Source organism: Parahoeflea halophila (genome assembly GCF_900220985.1).
GTDB lineage: Bacteria > Pseudomonadota > Alphaproteobacteria > Rhizobiales > Rhizobiaceae > Hoeflea > Hoeflea halophila.
Genome location: NZ_OCPC01000002.1, coordinates 358,592 through 377,577, shown reverse-complemented (window position 1 = coordinate 377,577; position 18,986 = coordinate 358,592). Strand labels below are relative to the sequence as shown.

The following is an 18,986-nucleotide window of genomic DNA, read 5'->3' as shown; positions in this document are numbered from 1 at the left end:
GTACAAGCTTTTGGTTGGCAGGACCCAAACAGCGGGGCTATGTTGCCCGCTATTGAACCAGGAGGCACGGTTAATGGGTATATTCGATTTCATCAAGTCAGCCGGCAAGAAGCTCGGCATCGGCGACGACGACGCGCCGGAAGCCGAAGCGGTGAAGAAAGAGCTCGATTCGCACAAGCTTGGTACCGAAAAGGTCGATGTGAAGGTCGACGGCGACAAGATCGTGCTTACCGGCGTGGTCGAAGACCAGTCGATCTTTGAAAAAGCGGTCGTGGCCGTGGGCAACACGCTCGGGATTTCCAAGGTCGAAGCTTCCGAGCTCAAGGTGGTCATTCCCGATTCCGGCCTGTCGCTCGGCAGCGCCGACATGACTGAGCTGGTGAAGGCATCGACACCGGCCAAGGAACCCAGGTTCCACACGGTGGAAAAGGGCGACAATCTCTGGAAGGTTGCCGAAGCGGCCTATGGCAAGGGCAAGGGCGCGAAGTACACGGTGATCTTCGAGGCCAACAAGCCAATGCTGTCGGATCCCGACAAGATCTATCCGGGTCAGGTCCTGCGCATCCCCGATATTGAAACGGCCTGAGCCGGCGAACGGGGATAGAGTGTCCGGCGATCACAGTGTTGACATCAGGGTGCTCTATCTCCGCTTTCAGGCATCAGCGCCGAGGCTGGTGCAGACTGTCTGCAAACCGTGAGAAAAGGCTGGAAATGCTGGTTCTGCCCAAAGGCGTACGCCACATCCCCGGTCATCTCGACCGGGAAGAGCAGCAATCGCTGCTCGACGACATTCGCGAGGTGGTGCGCCAGGCGCCGCTCTACCGTCCGGAAATGCCGCGCAGCGGCAAGCCGCTGAGCGTCCGGATGACCAATTGCGGTGAACTCGGCTGGCTCACCGACAAGAAGGGGTATCGCTACCAGGATCACCACCCGGTGACCGGCGAGCCGTGGCCACCGATCCCTCCCCGGCTGCTCAGGCTCTGGGACGAACTCGCAGGCCATACAGCACCGCCACAAGCCTGCCTGGTCAATTTCTACGACAGCAATGCCCGCATGGGAATGCACCAGGATCGCGACGAAAGTGATCTGTCCGCGCCGGTTCTGTCGGTCTCGCTGGGCGATGCCTGCCGGTTCCGCATTGGCGGCACGGAGCGCAGCCACCCGACAAGATCGTTCCGGCTCGAAAGCGGTGATATCGTCATTCTTGGAGGTGAAGGCCGCCTGGCGTTTCATGGCGTGGACAAGATCTATCCAACCACGTCGACACTGCTCAAGGACGGCGGCCGCATCAACCTGACCCTGCGGCGGGTAACCGACTGAGCCTACCCCTCCGGCTGACCGGCTCTGTGAGCGATGCGTGTCAGAGTTTGCGCAGGGCGACCTGTTCAATCAGGTGGTTGTCGGCCTTGCGCAGAATCAGATCGGCGCGCGGCCGGGTCGGCAGGATGTTCTGGCGCAGGTTCTTCAGGTTGATATTCTCCCACAGGCTTTCGGCGATGGCGCGCGCGGCCTCTTCCTTGATCGCGGCATAGCGATGGAAGAAGGATTCGGGGTTCTGGAACGCGGTCTGCCTGAGATTCATGAAGCGGTCGACATACCATTTGTGGATGTCTTCTTCCTCGGCATCGATATAGATCGAGAAATCGAAGAAATCCGACACGAAGGGCACGATCTTGCCGTCTTCGGGCAGATCACGCACCTGCAGCACGTTGATGCCCTCGAAAATCAGGATATCAGGCCGGTCGATGGTGGTAAAACTGCCCGGCAGCACATCATAGGTCAGGTGGGAGTAGCACGGCGCCTTGACATTGGGTTGTCCCGCCTTGATGCCTGAAAGAAAGCGCAGAACCGCGCCGACGTCATAGCTCTCGGGAAAGCCCTTCCGGTCCATCAGGTCTTCCCGGCGGAGCACCTCGTTGGGATAGAGAAAACCGTCGGTGGTCACCAGATCCACCTTCGGGCTCGAAGGCCAGCGTTTCAGCAGCTCGGCCAGGACGCGGGCCGTGGTGGATTTTCCGACCGCCACCGAACCGGCAATGCCGATGATGAACGGGGTCTTGGCGACGCCGGAGAGATTGAGGAAGCGCTTGCGCTGCTCGAACAGCAATTGCGAGGATTCCACATGCGCCGACAACAGCCGGGACAGCGACAGGTAGATCCGGCGGACCTCGTCGAGATTGACCGGATCGTTGAGCGATCTGAGCCGGCGAACCTCGTCCTCGGTCAGGGTCAGCGGCGTATCGGCGCGAAACTCGGCCCACTTGTCGGCGGTGAAAAACCGGTAAGGCGAGAACTCGTCACCCTTGAAGTGATCAAGTGCAGGCGGTTGGATATTGGTCTGGTCCATGCTCACTCCGCCGTACGGCTCGCCTTTTCGGTGAGGCCTGACTGCACGGTCCGGCCTTCAAGCTCACCCATCACCTCGCCGAGAGGTATATCCGCAATCCTTAGCACGACCATCAGGTGATACAGAAGATCCGCGGTTTCGCCGACCAGTTCGCCGCGGGACTGGGAGGTCGCGGCGATCACGGTTTCCACCGCTTCCTCGCCAAGCTTCTTGGCAGCCTTGGGCATGCCGGCGGCAACAAGCTTTGCCGTCCAGGACGTGCCGGGATCAGCCTGGGACCGCTCTGAGACTATCCGTTCAAGATCGGCGAGAGTGAAGCTGGTCATCTGGGACGTGTCTCCTGCGGCGTTTTACCTGAATGCGCCTGATCAGTTCAGGCGCATGTCGAGCCCGGCATCGGCCATGAAGTGCTTGGCTTCGCTTATGGTATAGGTTCCAAAATGGAAAATCGACGCTGCCAGAACGGCTGTGGCGTGGCCGTCGCGAATGCCTTCGACCAGATGATCGAGGCTGCCGACCCCCCCTGATGCGATCACCGGTACCCGCACGGCATCGGCGATGGTGCGGGTCAGTCCGATATCGTAGCCAGACTTGGTGCCATCCTTGTCCATCGAGGTGAGCAGCAATTCGCCGGCGCCGCGTTCGACCATCTTGAGGGCGAACTCCACTGCATCGATCCCGGTCGGTTCTCGCCCGCCGTGGGTGAAGATCTCCCAGCGATCGGCCTCGCCGGGGGCTGAAACCTTCTTGGAATCGATCGAGACAACGATGCACTGGTCGCCGAACTTGTCTGCGGCCTCGGCAACGAAATCCGGATTCCTGACCGCAGCCGAGTTGATCGAGACCTTGTCGGCGCCCGACAGCAGCAATTTGCGGATATCGGCCACCGTGCGCACACCACCACCGACGGTCAGCGGCATGAAGCAATGTTCCGCCGTTTCCGCGACCACATCAAAGATTGTATCGCGGTTGTCGGACGAGGCTGTGATGTCGAGGAAGCAGAGCTCGTCGGCGCCCGCCGCATCATAGGCCTTGGCGGCTTCCACCGGATCTCCGGCATCGATCAGATCGACGAAATTGACACCCTTGACGACGCGGCCGTCCTTGACGTCGAGGCACGGAATAACACGGGATTTCAGGGTCATCGGCCGGCCACCTTTTCGGTTTGCACGTCCTCGCGGCAAAGCCGCTGCGGGGTGTGCGGGCAGTCCTTCACATTCAGACACGGAATAACACGGGATCTCAGGGTCACGAGCGATCCGCCTCTTCGAATTGGGAGGCGTCAACAGCCAACGTGCCGTTGAGAATGCCCAGCGCTTCAGCCGGGTCGATGCGCCCATCGTAGAGCGCGCGGCCGGAGATGGCGCCTTCAAGACTCGCGGCATCGGGCATCTTCATGCGGACGATGTCGGCGATCGAGGCCAGTCCGCCAGACGCAATCACCGGGATCGAGACGGTATCGGCGAGCTCGATGGTCGATTCCCAGTTGATGCCGGTGAGAACGCCATCGCGGTCGATGTCGGTGTAGATGATGGCCGCCACGCCCGCGCCCTCGAAGCGCTTTGCCAGTTCGATCACGCCAAGCTCCGACGCCTCCGCCCAACCTTCGACAGCGACCTTGCCGCCCTTGGCGTCGATGCCGACGGCGACCTTGCCCGGAAACAGCTTGCAGGCCTCGCGCACCAGGCCCGGATCGCGCACCGCGATGGTGCCGAGAATGACGCGGGCCAAGCCCTTGTCGAGCCAGGCTTCAATATGGGCCAGGGAGCGAATGCCGCCGCCGAGCTGAACCGGATTTTTCGTGGTCTGGAGGATTGCCTCGACTGCTGCGCCGTTGACCGACTGGCCTTCAAACGCGCCGTTAAGGTCGACCACATGCAGCCACTCAAAACCCTGCTCTTCGAAGGCGCGGGCCTGGCCTGCGGGATCTTCATTGTAGACGGTTGCCGAGTCCATCTCGCCCAGCTTGAGCCGCACACACTGGCCATCCTTGAGGTCGATTGCAGGAAACAGGATCATGTCAGGGCTTCCATTTGAGAAAATTGGCTATCAGCGAGAGGCCCAGCGTCTGGCTCTTTTCCGGATGAAACTGGGTACCGGCCTTGTTGCCATGCGCCACGGCAGCGGTAACGGTCCCGCCGTAATCGGTTGTCGCTATCACATCACCGGGGTCATTGGCCGCCAATTGATAGGAGTGTACGAAATAGGCGTGCAGACCATCCGGCCCCGTCTGGATGCCGTCAAACAGGGGATGCGCGGATGTGAGTTCCAGCGTGTTCCAGCCGATCTGGGGGATTTTCAAAGCCGGATCCGCGGCCCTGATTTCGACCACATCCCCCGGGATCCAGTTGAAACCTTCAGTGGTCGTCTTTTCGAGCCCGCGTGACGACATCAGCTGCATGCCGACGCAAATACCAAGGAACGGGCGCGCCTTGTCTTCGACTGCATGGCGCAAAGCTGCATCCATGCCGTCGATGGCATCCAGCCCGGCGCGGCAATCGGCATAGGCGCCAACGCCCGGAAGCACGACGCGATCGGCACCCGCGACATGATCGGCATCGGCGCTCAGCATTATCGTGGCGGGCACCTCGGCTTCACGCGCGGCGCGTTCAAACGCCTTGAACGCCGAGCGCAGATTTCCCGAGCCGTAGTCAACGATGACAACCTTCATCAGGGTCAGTTCCTTTCGACCGGCACAAGGCCGATGGAGCCGTGGTCATTGCCGGGCTGGCGATCCGGTCTCAATGGCTGGCGGGTGGTCACATGGTTTGAGCGATCCGGAACCCGGCGGCTGGCCGCAGCCTGTCGCGCGTGAATGTCAAACGCCAGGTCCGCATCATCGGTTTCAACCACGTCGACCAGACGCCAGCCGCGGCGTTGAAGCGCTGCCGCACGCCAGCTCCGGCCCTCCATCGCCGTGATCAAGGACAGGCCAAGACTGATGGCCAGACCAAGCGCCGGCTGGCCGAAACTTCCCGAGAGCATCGTTGCCGCGATCATGACCAGCAAAGCCGCGACGGCCTCGAGCCAGAGGCGATTGAACAGCAGCCATATGACCGGCGCGACGAAGGCAAGGGGTGCAAAACGGTCGGCGATGATCACAGAGCGTTCGTCCGGTATCTGTGCGCCAGGCCTGGCCAGAACAAGATAGGCAGTCATTGCGGGTGTCTCCGGTCAGCCTTCGGGCCCAAAACGGCTCAGGCCAGCGATCCCTTGGTCGAGGGAATGCGGTCCTTCTGGCGTGGATCAACTTCACAGGCGACGCGCAGAACGCGGGCCACCGCCTTGAAGCAGGTCTCGGCGATATGATGATTGTTGGCTCCGTAGATATTGGCGACATGCAGGGTGATGCCGCCATGCTGGGCCAGCGCCTGGAAGAACTCCCGGACCAGCTCGGTATCGAACGTGCCGATCTTCGGTGCGCTGAAATCGACGTCCCAGACCAGGAAGGGCCGGCCGGAGATATCGATCGCGGCGCGGGTCAGGGTTTCGTCCATGGCGAGATCAAGCGACGCATAGCGGTTGATGCCCTTGCGGTCGCCCAGAGCCTTGGCCAGTGCCTGACCGATGGCGATGCCGGTGTCTTCCACCGTGTGATGGTCATCGATGTGCAGATCGCCCTTGGTCTTGACGTCCATGTCGATCAGCGAATGGCGCGACAGCTGCTCGAGCATGTGATCGAAAAAGCCAACGCCGGTCGAGATGTTTCCGGCTCCGGTGCCATCGACAGACACGGACACGGATATATCGGTTTCGTTGGTCTTGCGGGCAACGGCAGCGCTACGCCCGGTTTCGGTGGTGGCCATCTGTGGTCTCCAAACGGTACAGTCGAGCGCTCAATATCAGCCCGCACTCGAAATATCCAGAACGGCTTTGCCGCCAGAGCACGCGTGGCCGGGGCATGTACCGGATTTGCATTCCCCGAGCAGAGACTTACATAGGGCTGACCTCATCAGACCCGCGGCTTTTTGCGCCGCTTGCAGGAAAGGATGCCCCATGGGCGAGCACAACCCCTTTGGCGACATGCATGCAACCACCATCATCACCGTGCGCAAGGGCTCCCAGGTGGTCATGGCCGGTGACGGCCAGGTCAGCCTTGGCCAGACGGTGATGAAAGGCAACGCGCGAAAGGTGCGCCGTATCGGCAAGGACAATGACGTGATTGCCGGATTCGCCGGCGCGACGGCTGACGCGTTCACGCTTCTGGAACGGCTTGAAGCCAAGCTCGAACAATATCCCGGCCAGCTGACCCGGGCGGCGGTGGAGCTGGCCAAGGACTGGCGCACCGACCGTTACCTGAGAAAACTCGAGGCGATGATGCTGGTGGCGGACAAGTCAGTGACGCTGGCGATCACCGGCAATGGCGACGTGCTGGAACCCGAACACGGCACCATGGCGATCGGATCGGGTGGAAACTATGCCTTTGCCGCGGCCCGGGCGCTGATGGACAGCGACAAGACCGCGGAAGAGGTTGCGCGGCGGGCGATGGAAATTGCCGGTGACATTTGTGTGTACACCAATTCCAATATCGTGATCGAAACCCTTGAGCTCGATTGAGGCCGCCCGGATCGGCTTCCGGCCGGTCACTCAGGATGATTACCCGTTGCTCAGAGGCTGGCTCGAGAGCCCGCACTGGCAAGAATGGTGGGGCGATCCTGCCTCCGAACTGGGATATATCTGCGATATGGTCGAGGGCAGAGACTCGACGAAGCCATTCCTGTTCCTGCTTGACGGCATGCCGGCCGGTTACATCCAGGTCTGGTTCATCGCCGATCATCTCAAGGAACCGTGGCTCAGCGAAGCCCCGTGGATCTCCGAGGTTCCGGCTGACAGTGTCGGCGTCGACATTGGCATCGGTTCGGAAACTCAGCTGTCACGCGGGCTGGGCTCTACAGTGGTGCGGCTTTTTGTTGAGAGGCTCAGGGCCGAGGGTCACACGACAATCCTGATAGACCCGTCCGTCAAAAATCGTCGCGCCATTCGCGCTTACGAGAAGGCGGGATTCAGAAAATGGATTGTTTCACGTGAATCATCGGGCCAGGATGAAACACTGATCATGAGATATGCACCCGACGGCACAGCGGATCAGAACGGGGTAGACCAATGATTGACGAAGCGACGCTTGATCGTGCGGTCTCCGCGGGCATTCTCAATTTTGAACAAAAACAGGCGCTGGTCGCCCTCGCCGCCGGAGAGCCAACGTCCCGGGTTTCGCCGGAAGCCGGCCCCCTGTCGGTTGACGACCAGATGCGGCTGGTGGGCGGCGGCAACGACATCTTTGTCACGGTCGGAATTGTGCTTCTGTTCTCCGGCGCGCTGTTTGCGCTTCAGGCCCTGCTTCCCGACAATGACGTGGCGCTTGCAGGCTTGTTGGGCGCAGCGAGCTGGGCTGTCGCCGAGATTGTCACCCGGCAGAAGCGGATGCGGTTGTCGAGCACGCTGCTGGCGCTGGTGTTCAGCGCTTCGGTAGCCGTGATCCTGACTGACTTCATCGCCACGCGTTTCGGGATTGACGCTGGCGTGAATCCGGTTGCGATGTTCGCACTCCGAGATGATGCGGTGATGATCGGTCTTATCCTGTCCGGTGGGTTGATTGCCGCATCGGCTCTCTATTTCCTCAGGTTCAAAGTGCCCGTGCTGGCGGGCGTCGCGGCCGTAGCAGCCACCGGCCTGGCCTTTCTTGCGGCGGTGCTGGTGACCTACGACCGGATGGTCAGCGGTTCGATCGTTGCGCCGGCTGGCGAGCAGTTGGCGGATGTTGTGTCGACCGCGCTGGTAATTCCACTGATTTGCGGCGTGGTGATCTTTGCCGTGGCGGTCGCACTCGACCTGCATGACCGCGAGCGCCAGACAGTCTGGTCTGATTGTGCCTTCTGGCTGCACGTGGTGTCGGCGCCGCTGCTGGTGCACCCGCTGTTCATCCTGGCCACGGGTCAGGAGGGTTTCGGCGGCCGTATCGAGCCGGAAGCTGGCGCTGGTGTGTTGCTGGGCCTGATGATGGTCGCATTTGTGCTCATCGCGCTGGCGATCGACCGCCGTTCGCTGCTCGCGCCGACGCTGGCCTATTTCGGTTCGATCGGCATCTACTATCTCGTCAGCGGTACCGCAAACTCCACCGGGATTCCCCCATTTGCGCTGATTCTGCTCAGCATCGGTGCGCTCGTCATCCTGTTCGGCGCCGGCTGGCAGCGAATCCGCAGCTTGATTATCCGGCCGCTGCTTCCCACATCGCTGCTTAACAGACTCCCTCCGATAAAGGCATGATCCCGACATGAGCAATTTCTCCCCCCGCGAAACCGTCACCGAACTCGACCGGTTCATCATCGGCCAGAGCGACGCCAAGCGTGCCGTTGCGATCGCGCTCAGGAACCGCTGGCGTCGTCAGAAACTCGAGGGGCTGCTGCGCGAAGAGGTAATGCCGAAAAACATCCTGATGATCGGACCGACCGGCGTCGGCAAGACCGAGATTTCCCGTCGCCTTGCCAGGCTGGCCGGAGCGCCGTTCGTAAAGGTGGAAGCTACCAAGTTCACCGAAGTCGGCTATGTCGGTCGCGATGTCGAGCAGATTATCCGCGATCTGGTGGAAGTGGGCATCACGCTGGTGCGCGAACGCAAGCGCAGCGAGGTCGAAGCCAAGGCAAAGCTGAATGCCGAGGAACGGGTGCTCGATGCGCTGGTCGGCAACACCGCATCGCCCGCGACCCGCGACTCGTTCCGCAAGAAGCTGCGCGAAGGCCTGCTCGACGACAAGGAAATCGAAATCGAGGTCGCCGACACCTCTGCCGGCATGCCGCAGTTCGAACTGCCCGGAATGCAGGGCGGCAATGTCGGCGTGCTCAATCTCGGCGATTTGTTCGGCAAGGCGATGGGCGGACGCACCCGAAAGGTCAAGACCACGGTGCGCGACTCGCATGATTCACTGCTCAATGATGAATCCGACAAGCTCCTCGACATGGAACAAATTCACCAGGAGGCTCTGCAGTCCGCGCAGGATGACGGCATTGTCTTCATCGACGAGATCGACAAGATCGCCAGCCGCGAAGGCGGAACCGGTGCCGGAGTTTCGCGCGAAGGCGTACAGCGCGACCTGTTGCCGCTTGTCGAGGGCACTACGGTGGCGACCAAATACGGGCCGGTGAAGACCGATCACATTTTGTTTATCGCTTCCGGCGCGTTTCACGTGTCCAAACCATCCGACCTGCTGCCGGAATTGCAGGGCCGCTTGCCGATCCGGGTTGAGCTTCGGGCCTTGGAAAGAGAAGACTTCCGGCGCATCCTGACCGAGACCGAAGCCAGTTTGATCAAGCAATATGTGGCCTTGATGGCGACAGAAGATCTCACGCTCGAGTTTACCGAGGACGCGATCGACGCGCTGGCAGAGGTGGCGGTGCATCTCAATTCAAGCATCGAGAATATCGGCGCGCGGCGTCTGCAGACCGTGATGGAGCGGGTTCTCGACGAGATTTCTTTCACTGCACCAGACCAGCCGGGCTCGACAATCACGATTGATTCGGACTATGTCCGGGAACACGTTGGCGACCTTGCGCAGAATACCGACCTGTCGCGATTCATACTCTGAGCCGCGGTCGCGGATGACGCATGGCAAGCAGGATGTGAAACAAAACCGTGTTCTGGCGGAGAACCGGTGGCGTGCCGAAGAGGAAACTGATTGTGCCCAGCAGCAAGCTCAATGCCGTGATCGCGATGACATTCGCATGCAGCTTGGGCCTGGCATGGGCCCCGGCCGCCTACTCGGCCGAAACCGTGGCCAAGGGCAATCGCAATGCCGAGCAGCCCGCCATTCCCGGTGCCTCCAAGCGCCGGACCCAGGCAACCAAATCAACCTTTGACGCCAAGTACGAGAAAATTCGCGATCTTATCGCCGAGGACGCCAAGCTGCGGGGGAAGATCGTATCCGTCTCCAAGGCCTACAAGATTGATCCGATCCATATCGTCGGCGCACTGGTCGGCGAGCATACCTACAATGTCGATGCCTATGACCGGCTGCAGACCTATTACGTCAAGGCGGTTTCCTATGCCGGCAACCGGTTCCAGTTTGAACATGACGGCGAGAGTGTTGTCGAATTCGTCAAGCGCCCGGAGTTTGAGGATTGTGACGAGGATGCAGGATCCGAAGAGCTCTGGACCTGCCGCGAGGAGGTGTGGGAGGACGCCTTTCGCGGCAAGACGGTCGGCGACAGGTCCTACCCGGATGATCGCTTTGGCGCAGTGTTCTTTCAACCCTTCTATGCCGGCCAGACCTTCGGCCTTGGTCAGCTCAACCCGCTCACTGCATTGAAGCACACGGACCGGGTCAACAAGGTTTCGCGGCTGAGAAAACTCGATGCGGGTGACGCAGCGGACGTTTACAAGGCCATCATGGAGCCGGATTCCACGCTTGCCTACATGGCAGCGTCGATAGCCGATTCCATTGACGCCTACAAGAATTTAGCCGGATTCGACATCTCCAAGAACCCCGGCATCACCGCAACATTGTACAATGTCGGCAATGCATCGCGCAGGGCAAAGGCCCTCGCCGCCGAGAACGCCAAGCGCAAGAAACGCGGCCTGAAGCCGAAGCCGCCGATTGAAAACTACTACGGTTGGCTGGTCAACGAGCATGAAGACGAGTTGCGCGAAATCATCGGGCAATGATGACATTGCCCCTGGGCCTCAGCGCCTCCGGGCCTCTGTTCTGCCGCTTTAACTGTCAGACTCCTGCAGACCATCGGCCCCCGGTTCAACCTCCGCCTTGCGCGAACTCTGGCTAGCGTCAATCAAGGCTTCAATCTGCTCCAGCGTCTCCACGTCCAGCTGGCGAAAGACCGCTGCGAGTTTGTTGGCAAGCCCGGTGGCTTTCGGCTCGAGTCCCGACGTGTCGATCGTGACCTTCGGCCGCGACAGGCCTGCGAGCATCTGCAATTCCTCGGCTTCGTCCCAGATGATGTTGAAATAACCGATCACACGCTGCAGGAATTCCCAGCTCGGCCCGGACCGGTTTCCATGTTCCAGAGCCGAGAGATAGGCCGGTGAAACGCCGATCGCCTCAGCCATCTGGCGCTGGGTAATACCGCGTTCGGCACGCAAGCGCCGGATCGCCTCGCCGAACGGTGTCATCGCGGGCTCGCCTTTTCGCGGCGCAAGCGGATGTAGAGCGCACCCTCGCCGCCGTGCCCCCTTGCGGCATCCTCATAGCCGGAGATCAGGAACCGGAATTCCGGCTTCGCCAGCCAGACAGGCACGACCCGCTTGAGCGCGCCTTCGCTGCCACGCGAGGCCCCTTTACCGGTGATGACCAGGACGTGCCGAAGCCCGCGCTCATGGGCCCGGGCCAGGAAACCGAACAGCAGATTGTGAGCTTCGCTCTGGGTCAGGCCATGCAGATCGATCCGGCCGTCGATCGGCAGCCGCCCGCGGGCAAGCTTGCGAATGACCGGCTTTTCGATCGGATGCGGTTGCTGCCTGACGGCCGGCTTGACTGCGGGACCGGGTGTCACCGGCCTTACCGGCCTGGACGGAGGCGATAGCTTTTCGTTAGCCGGAGTCTCGACGGCGAACCAGTCGTCTTCGGGAATTTTCTTTCCCGGGAAAGGATCGACGGTCCGCGCGACGCGGGCCCAGATAATCCGGTCCTCGTGGCTCAGTTTTGATTTGTCAGCGCTCATGCCCAGCCCGCCGCGCCAGGTCCGAACCAGCCGGAGCCAGAATGACAAATCTCGCCGCAGCCTTGATCGAGCCGGCCTTTTCCCCGGCTTCGAACCCACACCCGGCAAAAAGATCCCCCCGTGCCGGCCCGACAATGGCAGTTCCGGTGTCCTGGGCAATCATAAGCCGGGCAAATGGCCGTGGTTCGTCGAAATCCTGAAGCCCGGGCGCGTTGACAAAGATCGGCGTACCGAATGTATGAATGCGCTTGTCGACGGCGAGTGAACGGCCGGGTTCAAGCGGCACCTTGGCGGCCGCAACCGGGCCAAGATAATCGTTCTCAACCGCGGCGTTCTCGAAAAAGATGAAGGAGCGGTTCTCCCACATCAGTCCGTCAGCCTGGTCAGGATGGTCGGCAAGCCACTTCCGGATGCTCGCCATCGAAATGTTGCCGGCGGCTATTTCTCCGCGCTTGACCAGCAAGCCGCCGATGCCGGTGAAGGGATGCCCGCTCTTGGCCGCATAGGTGATTCGCTCCACCCGCCCATCCGGGAACCGCAACCGGGCGCAGCCTTGGACATGGGCGAAAAACACATCAGTTCGGGATTTGGCAAAGGCTATCTCGAGACCCTGTCCGTCAAACGCACCACATTCAATGGCCTGCCGGTCGGGACAACAGGTCAGATCATCGAGCATGAAGGCGTAATCGGCGGGAATGCCGGCGGGCGGGTTGTCCGGATCCGGAACCTTTAACAAATTAGGCGGTTTGCGCAGGAACGGAAATCGATAGCCGGATTCGACACGCTCGCTAACCTCAACCTCCGGCTCATAATAGCCGGTTACAAGTCCTGTGTTTTCATCCGGACCGATCGCCACCGGCCGGAACCATGTTTCGAAGAATGAACGCGCCCGGCTCTCGGGTGGATAGCCGGATTCGGGGACCGGTTCGGCAAGCGCTGCTGCGAAGGCGGGCCCGAAGTCCTCGTGATTGAGGCCAAGAGACCCAGAACGATAGGGCTTGCTTTTCGTCGCGAAGCCGGCCGAGCGGCGAAAGGCGGCAAAGGCTGCCGCCGGCCTGTCATCTGCCCAGCCGGGAAGCTCAGAGAAATCTTCCCGCCGCAGCGACAGTTCCATTACTGATCGGCTTCCGTCGCGATCAGACGCCAGTTGGGATCGCGAGACCGCGTGTCGCGGGCGAAGGTCCAGACATCATTGACATCGGCAACCTCGACAAGATCGCCTTCAACCACTTCGCCATCCTTGTCGAGCGTCGCTGAAATCAGCTGGCTCATGATCCGCAACGTGATATTGGCCTCCGGACCTTTCATTTCGGCCTGGATGATCGCCGCTTTCTCGATGCCGACGAAATTCGAGCGGACGGTTTCGCCGCGCGCCTCACGTTCATCGATGGCGGCGACAAAGCCCTCATAGACCTCGCGCGACAACAGGCCCTTGAGGGTCTTGCGGTCTCCTTCCGCATAGGCTGTGACGATCATCTCGTAGGCTGCAGTGGCGCCTCCGATGAAATCCCTGGGCGCGAAAGAGGGGTCTGCCGTCACCACTTCACGCAGGCCCTGGTTCAGCTCAGAACCGGGTTCGGCATAGGCATCAACGGCGGCAAACATGTCCGGCTCGGCATTCTCCCGGCCACGCCGCGGCAAGGTCACAACCTTTGGATCGTCCATGCCTTCCGCCGCCCGGGCATCGTCGCGACGCGCCATCTGATCCTGCGGCGGGCGTTGTTCGTGACCTGTCCGCTTGCCGAGTACGGACCTCAGCTGGATGAAAATGATCACAGCCGCCACGAAAAAGAAGAACGTCACAAAATCAAAGGAACCCATTCCCGCCTTCTTTCGGTTACATCATCATTCAGGATGCATATAATCCTCTCAGGCCCATCAATCAAAGGGTCGCATCATTCTATTTGTCATTGTCTGTACGAACAGGCCGGACCTGACCTCGGATAAATCACCATGCGTTTCTCGCTGATCCCGTTCCTGCTTCTCTTCGTGCCGCTGGCCGAGATCGCGGCATTTGTCCTCATTGGCGGACAGATCGGGGTCTGGGCGACCCTCGGGATGGTTCTTCTCACCGCAATTATCGGCAGCTTGCTGCTCAGATGGCAGGGAATGGGCTTGTTCAACCGGATCAACACCGAGATCCGGGCAAACCGGGTTCCGGGTCGCGAACTGGTTCACGGAGTGATGATCCTGGTCGCCGGCGTGTTGCTACTGACCCCCGGCTTCGTCACCGACAGTCTCGGCTTCTTGCTGTTTGTTCCCGCGATTCGCGACCTGGTGTGGCGGTCTGTGAAAGACAGGATCGTCGTTCAGACCATGTCCAGCGGGTTTGGGCAGGGAGGCGGTCACCGTCGGGCTGACGATGGCGTGGTTGACCTTGATGAAAACGAGTTTCAGCGCAATCCCGACCCATCTTCTCCCTGGTCGGCTGATGACGAGCGCCTGCAGGGGCCCGGCAAGAAGGGCGGGGGCGGCTCAAACGGGTTGTAAGCGAGAAGCCGAAATGCTAGCCAAACCCCGACAATTTACCGAATGACCGCTTTGGCGGATGAAAACAGGGAAGAGCCAGATGGCAAAAGATACGACCGGCAAAGGCGAAGCAGCAGCAAAACCTGAAGGCCAGGGCAACGGACCAGCACCGACACTCAACATTCTCGCCCAGTATATCAAGGATCTCTCGTTTGAGAATCCAGGCGCACCAAAGTCACTCGGCCCACGCGAGAAGGCTCCGGAAATCAACATCAATGTCAACGTCAACGCCAACCCGTTGAGCGAATCCGAATTCGACGTCGTGCTGACGATGAACGCCCAGGCCAAGTCCGGCGAAAGCGTGGTCTTCAATGTCGAACTGACCTATGGCGGTGTCTTCCGGGTTGCCAACTTCCCGCAGGAACACATGCTGCCGCTGTTGTTCATCGAATGCCCGCGGATGCTGTTCCCGTTTGCCCGTCAGATCATTGCCGATGCCACACGCAATGGCGGCTTCCCACCGCTGCTGATCGACCCGATCGATTTTGCACAGATGTTCCAGCAGCGCATGGCCGAAGAAAACACCAAGGCTCAGGTTGCCAACAACGCCAACTGAGACCCGCGGTCAATCGACCAGCCCATGTGATAGCCGCCTTCGGGCGGCTTTTGCATTTCTACAGCGCCACGTATCCGATCGGATGCGTAAAGGCCGCTGTAGTCTTTCGAAATGGTGGATGTAGGTTCTCGTTCAAATGAATTCATTTGAACGCGACATGCGCAGCGCCGAGTTGTTCGGCAAGGGATGGGTCAGTTGCCGCCCTGAACCTTGCGCCAGATTGCATCGTCTCCGATGCGATCGATCAACGCGGCGTGAGCCTTGAGTTCGGCATCGGTCACGCGCTGCGGCAACGGCCGTGGACGTTGTCCAATGACCACCACCTCATCATCCGCAGACCGACTGGCCGCGTTGTCTTGCCTGGACGACAGGCCAAGAGCCGCCTGGCGGCCACCCAGCATCTCGATATAGACGTCGGTCAGCAGTTCCGCATCGAGAAGCGCGCCGTGTTTCGTCCGGTGCGAGTTGTCGATGCCATAGCGGCGGCACAGCGCATCGAGACTGTTCGGACCCATCGGATGCCGTCGCCGCGCCAGCGACAAGGTGTCAATCACCCGTTCGGCGGCCACCACTGGAACGCCTACTCTTTGATATTCGGTGTTGAGGAAGCCCATGTCGAAGGACGCATTGTGGGCGACATACTTCGCGCCATCAAAAAAAGAGACGATTTCCTGCGCCACTTCGGCAAAGACCGGCTTGTCGGCCAGAAACGCGTCGGTGATTCCATGCACGGCAAGCGCATCGGGATGGACCTTGCGGCCATCGGGGTTGATAAACAGGTGCAGTGTCCGGCCAGTCGGAAACTGGTTTTCGAGCTCGATGCAGCCGATTTCAATGATCCGGTCGGCCTGGTTGTCCAGGCCGGTGGTTTCGGTATCGAATACGATCTCGCGCATTCATTCGCCCCTGATTAAGGTGTTGGACAATTCGGCAACGATCTCTGCGACCTGGTTCCGGGCCGACGCAAGCCCCTGCCCGGTGTCGATGACATAATCGGCACGTTTACGCTTTTCCGCGTCGGGTGTCTGCCGCGACAGGATGGCTTCGAATTTCTCCGCCGTCATGCCCGGCCGCGCCATCACCCGTTGCCGCTGGATTTCCGCTGCGCAGCTGACCACGACGATGACATCCACACGGTCGGTGGTTCCGGTCTCGAACAGCAGCGGAATGTCGAGCAGAACCATCGGCTCCCCGCGGGCGGTCGCCTGATCGAGAAACTCCTGCTCACGGGCCCGCACCAGCGGATGGATAATCGCCTCAAGCCGCTTGAAGTCATCGGGCCTGGCCATCAGGTGTTGGGACAAGGCCTCGCGGTCGACCACGCCATCGGGAGCAGTTCCCGGAAAGGCGGCTTCGATCAGGGCCGCTGCTTGACCGCTGTAGAGCTGATGAACCGTCTCATCGGCGCTGATCACGGGCATGCCCAGTGCCTTGAACATGTCCGACGTGGTCGATTTTCCCATACCGATAGAGCCGGTGAGACCGATCTTGATCATGAATGCGATTCCATATCGGCAACAATCATTTGCCTAAGCTCCGGCGAGACCTCTGGTGTCAAACCAAACCACCGGGCAAATCCCGGCACTGCCTGGTGCAAAAGCATTCCCAGACCGTCCACCGTGCGCAGGCCGTGCTGCCGGGCCAAGGCGAGCATGGGTGTTTCCAGCGGAATGTAAACAATGTCCGTGACCAGGGCATTGTCCGCCATGACGGTAAAATCGATATCGGGAATCTCGCTTCCACCCATGCCCAGAGAGGTTGTGTTCACGAACAGATCAGCTCCCTGGATGCAATTCGAAAGCTGTTCGCTCCGGTGAGCCGTGACCCGTGGCCCAAACACCTCCGCCAGTATCCGGGCGCGGGCTTCGGTGCGGTTGACGACCTGGATCGTTTCAAGACCGCGCGCCAGCAAGGCATGGATGACAGCACGGCTGGCGCCGCCAGCACCAAGGATCACGGCGGACTTGCCCCTATCCCAGCCCGGGGCCTGTACATCGAGATTGGCGGTGAAGCCATAGGAATCTGTGTTGCCGGCCTTCACCCGCCCATCTTCACACCAGAGCGTGTTGGCTGCTCCGATCCGGCGCGCAGTCTCGTCAACATCATCCACCAGATCCAGAACCGCTTCCTTGTGCGGAATGGTGACATTGCCGCCGCAAAACCCGGAGGAGCCGTCCCGGAGAGCCGAAATGAAGGCTGGCAGATCATCCGGCGCAACGTCTATCGCTTCATAGCTGCCTTCAATTCCGGCCTGCCTGAGCCAATAGCCATGGATTAGCGGTGAACGGGAATGGCCGATCGGGTGGCCGATGACGAAAGCGCGCGGCCGGTGGGAGTCCGGTTCAGCCATCGATGGCGCCCAGCTCCCTGAGTTTTGCCAGCAAGGGCAGCAAGGGCAGGCCAATGATGGTGAAGTAATCCCCTTCGATCCGCTCGAACAGCTGGATACCCTCGCCTTCAAACTGGTAGGCGCCGACGGAAAACAGTGCCCTATCCCCGACATTTGACAGATGGCGGCCGACGAAGGCCGGATCGAGATCACGCATGGTCATCCGTGCGACCGACATGTGCCGCCAGATGGTTTCACCGTCTTTTGCCAGGACAATCGCGCTGTTGAGCTCATGGGTCTTGCCGGAAAGTGCGAGAATCCGACGCCGGGCTTCATCCATGTTGGCGGGTTTGTGATGAATGGTGCCGTCAAGCGACAATGTCTGGTCCGAACCAATGACGATTGCGCCGGGTTTTCGTTCCGAGACCTCCTGGGCCTTGGCTTCGGCCAGGATGGTGGCGACATCTTCCGGGTTCAGGTCCCCAAGCGGTGCTTCCACAGCGCGTTCGTCGATATGCGCGGGTTCCACGTCGAAACTCAGGCCGGCATTTTCAAGCAGGGCTTTTCTGAAAGGGCTTGCCGATGCAAGCACGAGGCGCGTGGTCATGGATGTCTCCTGATACGGGGCCGGTCGGTAGGGTTGGGGTTAACGCCACTTCGGGCGCAAAGCAAGAATAGCGGCTGCGGTCTCCTCTATCGAGCGTCGTGTGACATCGATCACCGGCCAGCCATTGCGTTCGCAAAGCGAGCGGGCGTATTTCAGCTCTTCATTGATCAGCGCCCGGTCGGTGTAATGCTCGCCCTGATATCCGGTGGTCGATCCCAACACACGGTTCTGCCGGACCTGGCATATGCGCTCGACGGAGGCGACAAGACCGACGACAAGCGGTTTCTTTGCCGCATGCAAGCCTTCGGGAAGCGGGGCACCATGAACGATCGGGATATTGGCCGTCTTGATGCCGCGATTGGCCAGATAGATGCTGGTCGGCGTTTTCGAAGTCCGGCTGATGCCCAGGATGATCAGATCAGCTTCGTCGAAATCCAGCGGCAACTGGCCGTCATCATGGTCGAGGGTAAAATTCAGAGCGTCGATCCGCTTGAAGTATTCCTCGCCCATGGCGTGCTGGGCACCGACACGGCGGCGTGATGGAGCTCCGAGATAGGTTTGGAACACGTTAATGACCGGCTCGAGCACGGATACGCTTGGCAGGCCCATGTCACGGCATTTGAGTTCGATGATCGATGCAAGTTCGGCGTCTACAATCGTGTAGAGAACAATACCGGGGGCGCCGTCGATGGCATCGAGCACGGCAAACAGCTGCTTGCGGGTCCGGATCAGCGGGTAGACATGCTCGAGCGCCTGGGCGCCCTGGAACTGGGCCGCCGCCGCCCGGCCGGCCGCCATGAGGGTCTCGCCGGTCGAATCGGAGATCAGATGCAGATGAAAATAGTTTTTGGTCTGCTCCACAGGATTCTCCGGGGGCTGTTGATAAAGCGGGATAAGCTTGAAGTAGCGATCCCGGCCTTGCGATTGCAAGGGATAACCCACCGGGTTTTCCA

At 60.4% G+C, this 18,986-nt stretch carries 25 protein-coding genes; 9 read left to right on the top strand and 16 right to left on the bottom strand.

Annotated features, from left to right (window positions below; all coding sequences use genetic code 11):
• Nucleotides 1-73: 73 nt before the first annotated feature.
• Nucleotides 74-586: a peptidoglycan-binding protein LysM gene (lysM, locus tag CRO46_RS09230; RefSeq protein WP_097107162.1), complete on the top strand. Its 513-nt coding sequence runs from the start codon at nt 74-76 to the stop codon at nt 584-586.
• A 125-nt stretch (nt 587-711) separates the two neighbouring features.
• Nucleotides 712-1,320 (top strand): alpha-ketoglutarate-dependent dioxygenase AlkB family protein, encoded by a 609-nt coding sequence (locus tag CRO46_RS09225; protein ID WP_097107161.1) that lies wholly within the window; start codon nt 712-714, stop codon nt 1,318-1,320.
• Between the two features lie 40 nt (nt 1,321-1,360).
• Here CRO46_RS09225 and coaA read toward each other — a convergent pair whose 3' ends face one another.
• From coaA to hisB, 7 genes are all read right to left on the bottom strand, one after another.
• Entirely contained in the window at nt 1,361-2,347 is a 987-nt protein-coding gene (gene coaA, locus CRO46_RS09220) for a type I pantothenate kinase (RefSeq protein ID WP_097107159.1), read from the bottom strand.
• 2 nt (nt 2,348-2,349) lie between these two features.
• Nucleotides 2,350-2,673 carry a phosphoribosyl-ATP diphosphatase gene (locus tag CRO46_RS09215; protein ID WP_097107157.1) on the bottom strand — a complete coding sequence of 108 codons (324 nt, stop codon included), beginning with the start codon at nt 2,671-2,673 and terminating at the stop codon, nt 2,350-2,352.
• Between the two features lie 42 nt (nt 2,674-2,715).
• Nucleotides 2,716-3,492 (bottom strand): imidazole glycerol phosphate synthase subunit HisF, encoded by a 777-nt coding sequence (gene hisF, locus CRO46_RS09210; RefSeq protein WP_097107155.1) that lies wholly within the window; start codon nt 3,490-3,492, stop codon nt 2,716-2,718.
• A 103-nt stretch (nt 3,493-3,595) separates the two neighbouring features.
• Nucleotides 3,596-4,366: a 1-(5-phosphoribosyl)-5-[(5-phosphoribosylamino)methylideneamino]imidazole-4-carboxamide isomerase gene (gene hisA / locus CRO46_RS09205; RefSeq protein ID WP_097107153.1), complete on the bottom strand. Its 771-nt coding sequence runs from the start codon at nt 4,364-4,366 to the stop codon at nt 3,596-3,598.
• 1 nt (nt 4,367) lies between these two features.
• Complete coding sequence (gene hisH / locus CRO46_RS09200) at nt 4,368-5,018, bottom strand: imidazole glycerol phosphate synthase subunit HisH (RefSeq protein WP_097107151.1); 651 nt, start codon at nt 5,016-5,018, stop codon at nt 4,368-4,370.
• A 5-nt stretch (nt 5,019-5,023) separates the two neighbouring features.
• A complete protein-coding gene (locus CRO46_RS09195) occupies nt 5,024-5,506 on the bottom strand; it encodes a DUF2628 domain-containing protein (RefSeq protein WP_097107149.1) in 483 nt (160 codons plus the stop codon).
• Between the two features lie 38 nt (nt 5,507-5,544).
• A complete protein-coding gene (hisB, locus tag CRO46_RS09190) occupies nt 5,545-6,153 on the bottom strand; it encodes an imidazoleglycerol-phosphate dehydratase HisB (RefSeq protein ID WP_097107148.1) in 609 nt (202 codons plus the stop codon).
• Between the two features lie 190 nt (nt 6,154-6,343).
• Between hisB and hslV the strand changes: the two genes are divergently transcribed.
• The 5 genes from hslV (at nt 6,344) to CRO46_RS09165 (ending at nt 11,002) form a co-directional block, all read left to right on the top strand.
• Nucleotides 6,344-6,904 carry an ATP-dependent protease subunit HslV gene (gene hslV / locus CRO46_RS09185; RefSeq protein WP_097107147.1) on the top strand — a complete coding sequence of 187 codons (561 nt, stop codon included), beginning with the start codon at nt 6,344-6,346 and terminating at the stop codon, nt 6,902-6,904.
• On the top strand, nt 6,891-7,454 hold the full coding sequence (locus CRO46_RS09180) for a GNAT family N-acetyltransferase (protein ID WP_244577834.1): 564 nt from the start codon (nt 6,891-6,893) through the stop codon (nt 7,452-7,454). Before hslV ends, CRO46_RS09180 begins: the two co-directional genes overlap by 14 nt.
• Entirely contained in the window at nt 7,451-8,611 is a 1,161-nt protein-coding gene (locus CRO46_RS09175; protein WP_097107145.1) for a hypothetical protein, read from the top strand. Before CRO46_RS09180 ends, CRO46_RS09175 begins: the two co-directional genes overlap by 4 nt.
• A gap of 7 nt (nt 8,612-8,618) precedes the next feature.
• Nucleotides 8,619-9,926, top strand: coding sequence for an ATP-dependent protease ATPase subunit HslU (gene hslU / locus CRO46_RS09170; protein WP_097107144.1), 1,308 nt, complete (start codon nt 8,619-8,621; stop codon nt 9,924-9,926).
• Nucleotides 9,927-10,051: 125 nt separating this feature from the next.
• Nucleotides 10,052-11,002, top strand: a complete 951-nt coding sequence (locus tag CRO46_RS09165) for a DUF1402 family protein (RefSeq protein WP_097107686.1) — start codon at nt 10,052-10,054, stop codon at nt 11,000-11,002.
• 48 nt (nt 11,003-11,050) lie between these two features.
• On the opposite strand, the gene CRO46_RS09160 is transcribed toward CRO46_RS09165, so the two are convergent.
• The 4 genes from CRO46_RS09160 to CRO46_RS09145 are packed head-to-tail and all read right to left on the bottom strand — an operon-like array spanning nt 11,051 to nt 13,833.
• Nucleotides 11,051-11,464 (bottom strand): helix-turn-helix domain-containing protein, encoded by a 414-nt coding sequence (locus CRO46_RS09160; RefSeq protein ID WP_097107143.1) that lies wholly within the window; start codon nt 11,462-11,464, stop codon nt 11,051-11,053.
• Nucleotides 11,461-12,012 carry a Smr/MutS family protein gene (locus CRO46_RS09155; protein WP_097107141.1) on the bottom strand — a complete coding sequence of 184 codons (552 nt, stop codon included), beginning with the start codon at nt 12,010-12,012 and terminating at the stop codon, nt 11,461-11,463. The genes CRO46_RS09160 and CRO46_RS09155 overlap by 4 nt, the downstream gene beginning before the upstream one ends.
• Nucleotides 12,002-13,126 carry a murein transglycosylase A gene (gene mltA, locus CRO46_RS09150; RefSeq protein WP_097107140.1) on the bottom strand — a complete coding sequence of 375 codons (1,125 nt, stop codon included), beginning with the start codon at nt 13,124-13,126 and terminating at the stop codon, nt 12,002-12,004. The genes CRO46_RS09155 and mltA overlap by 11 nt, the downstream gene beginning before the upstream one ends.
• Entirely contained in the window at nt 13,126-13,833 is a 708-nt protein-coding gene (locus tag CRO46_RS09145) for a Tim44/TimA family putative adaptor protein (RefSeq protein ID WP_097107139.1), read from the bottom strand. The genes mltA and CRO46_RS09145 overlap by 1 nt, the downstream gene beginning before the upstream one ends.
• 132 nt (nt 13,834-13,965) lie before the next feature.
• Between CRO46_RS09145 and CRO46_RS09140 the strand changes: the two genes are divergently transcribed.
• Both CRO46_RS09140 and secB read left to right on the top strand, forming a co-directional pair.
• Nucleotides 13,966-14,502: an FxsA family protein gene (locus CRO46_RS09140; RefSeq protein WP_097107138.1), complete on the top strand. Its 537-nt coding sequence runs from the start codon at nt 13,966-13,968 to the stop codon at nt 14,500-14,502.
• A gap of 79 nt (nt 14,503-14,581) precedes the next feature.
• Nucleotides 14,582-15,097, top strand: coding sequence for a protein-export chaperone SecB (secB, locus tag CRO46_RS09135; RefSeq protein ID WP_097107136.1), 516 nt, complete (start codon nt 14,582-14,584; stop codon nt 15,095-15,097).
• 191 nt (nt 15,098-15,288) lie between these two features.
• Here secB and dnaQ read toward each other — a convergent pair whose 3' ends face one another.
• From dnaQ to CRO46_RS09110, 5 genes are read right to left on the bottom strand one after another with little or no spacing between them, the layout of a single operon-like run.
• Nucleotides 15,289-15,993: a DNA polymerase III subunit epsilon gene (gene dnaQ / locus CRO46_RS09130; protein WP_097107134.1), complete on the bottom strand. Its 705-nt coding sequence runs from the start codon at nt 15,991-15,993 to the stop codon at nt 15,289-15,291.
• Nucleotides 15,994-16,593, bottom strand: coding sequence for a dephospho-CoA kinase (coaE, locus tag CRO46_RS09125; protein ID WP_097107132.1), 600 nt, complete (start codon nt 16,591-16,593; stop codon nt 15,994-15,996).
• Nucleotides 16,590-17,447, bottom strand: a complete 858-nt coding sequence (locus CRO46_RS09120) for a shikimate dehydrogenase (protein ID WP_097107130.1) — start codon at nt 17,445-17,447, stop codon at nt 16,590-16,592. Before CRO46_RS09120 ends, coaE begins: the two co-directional genes overlap by 4 nt.
• Nucleotides 17,440-18,033 (bottom strand): Maf-like protein, encoded by a 594-nt coding sequence (locus CRO46_RS09115; protein ID WP_097107128.1) that lies wholly within the window; start codon nt 18,031-18,033, stop codon nt 17,440-17,442. The genes CRO46_RS09120 and CRO46_RS09115 overlap by 8 nt, the downstream gene beginning before the upstream one ends.
• Nucleotides 18,034-18,072: 39 nt before the next feature.
• Nucleotides 18,073-18,894 carry a pyruvate, water dikinase regulatory protein gene (locus tag CRO46_RS09110; RefSeq protein ID WP_097107684.1) on the bottom strand — a complete coding sequence of 274 codons (822 nt, stop codon included), beginning with the start codon at nt 18,892-18,894 and terminating at the stop codon, nt 18,073-18,075.
• Nucleotides 18,895-18,986 lie beyond the last annotated feature (92 nt).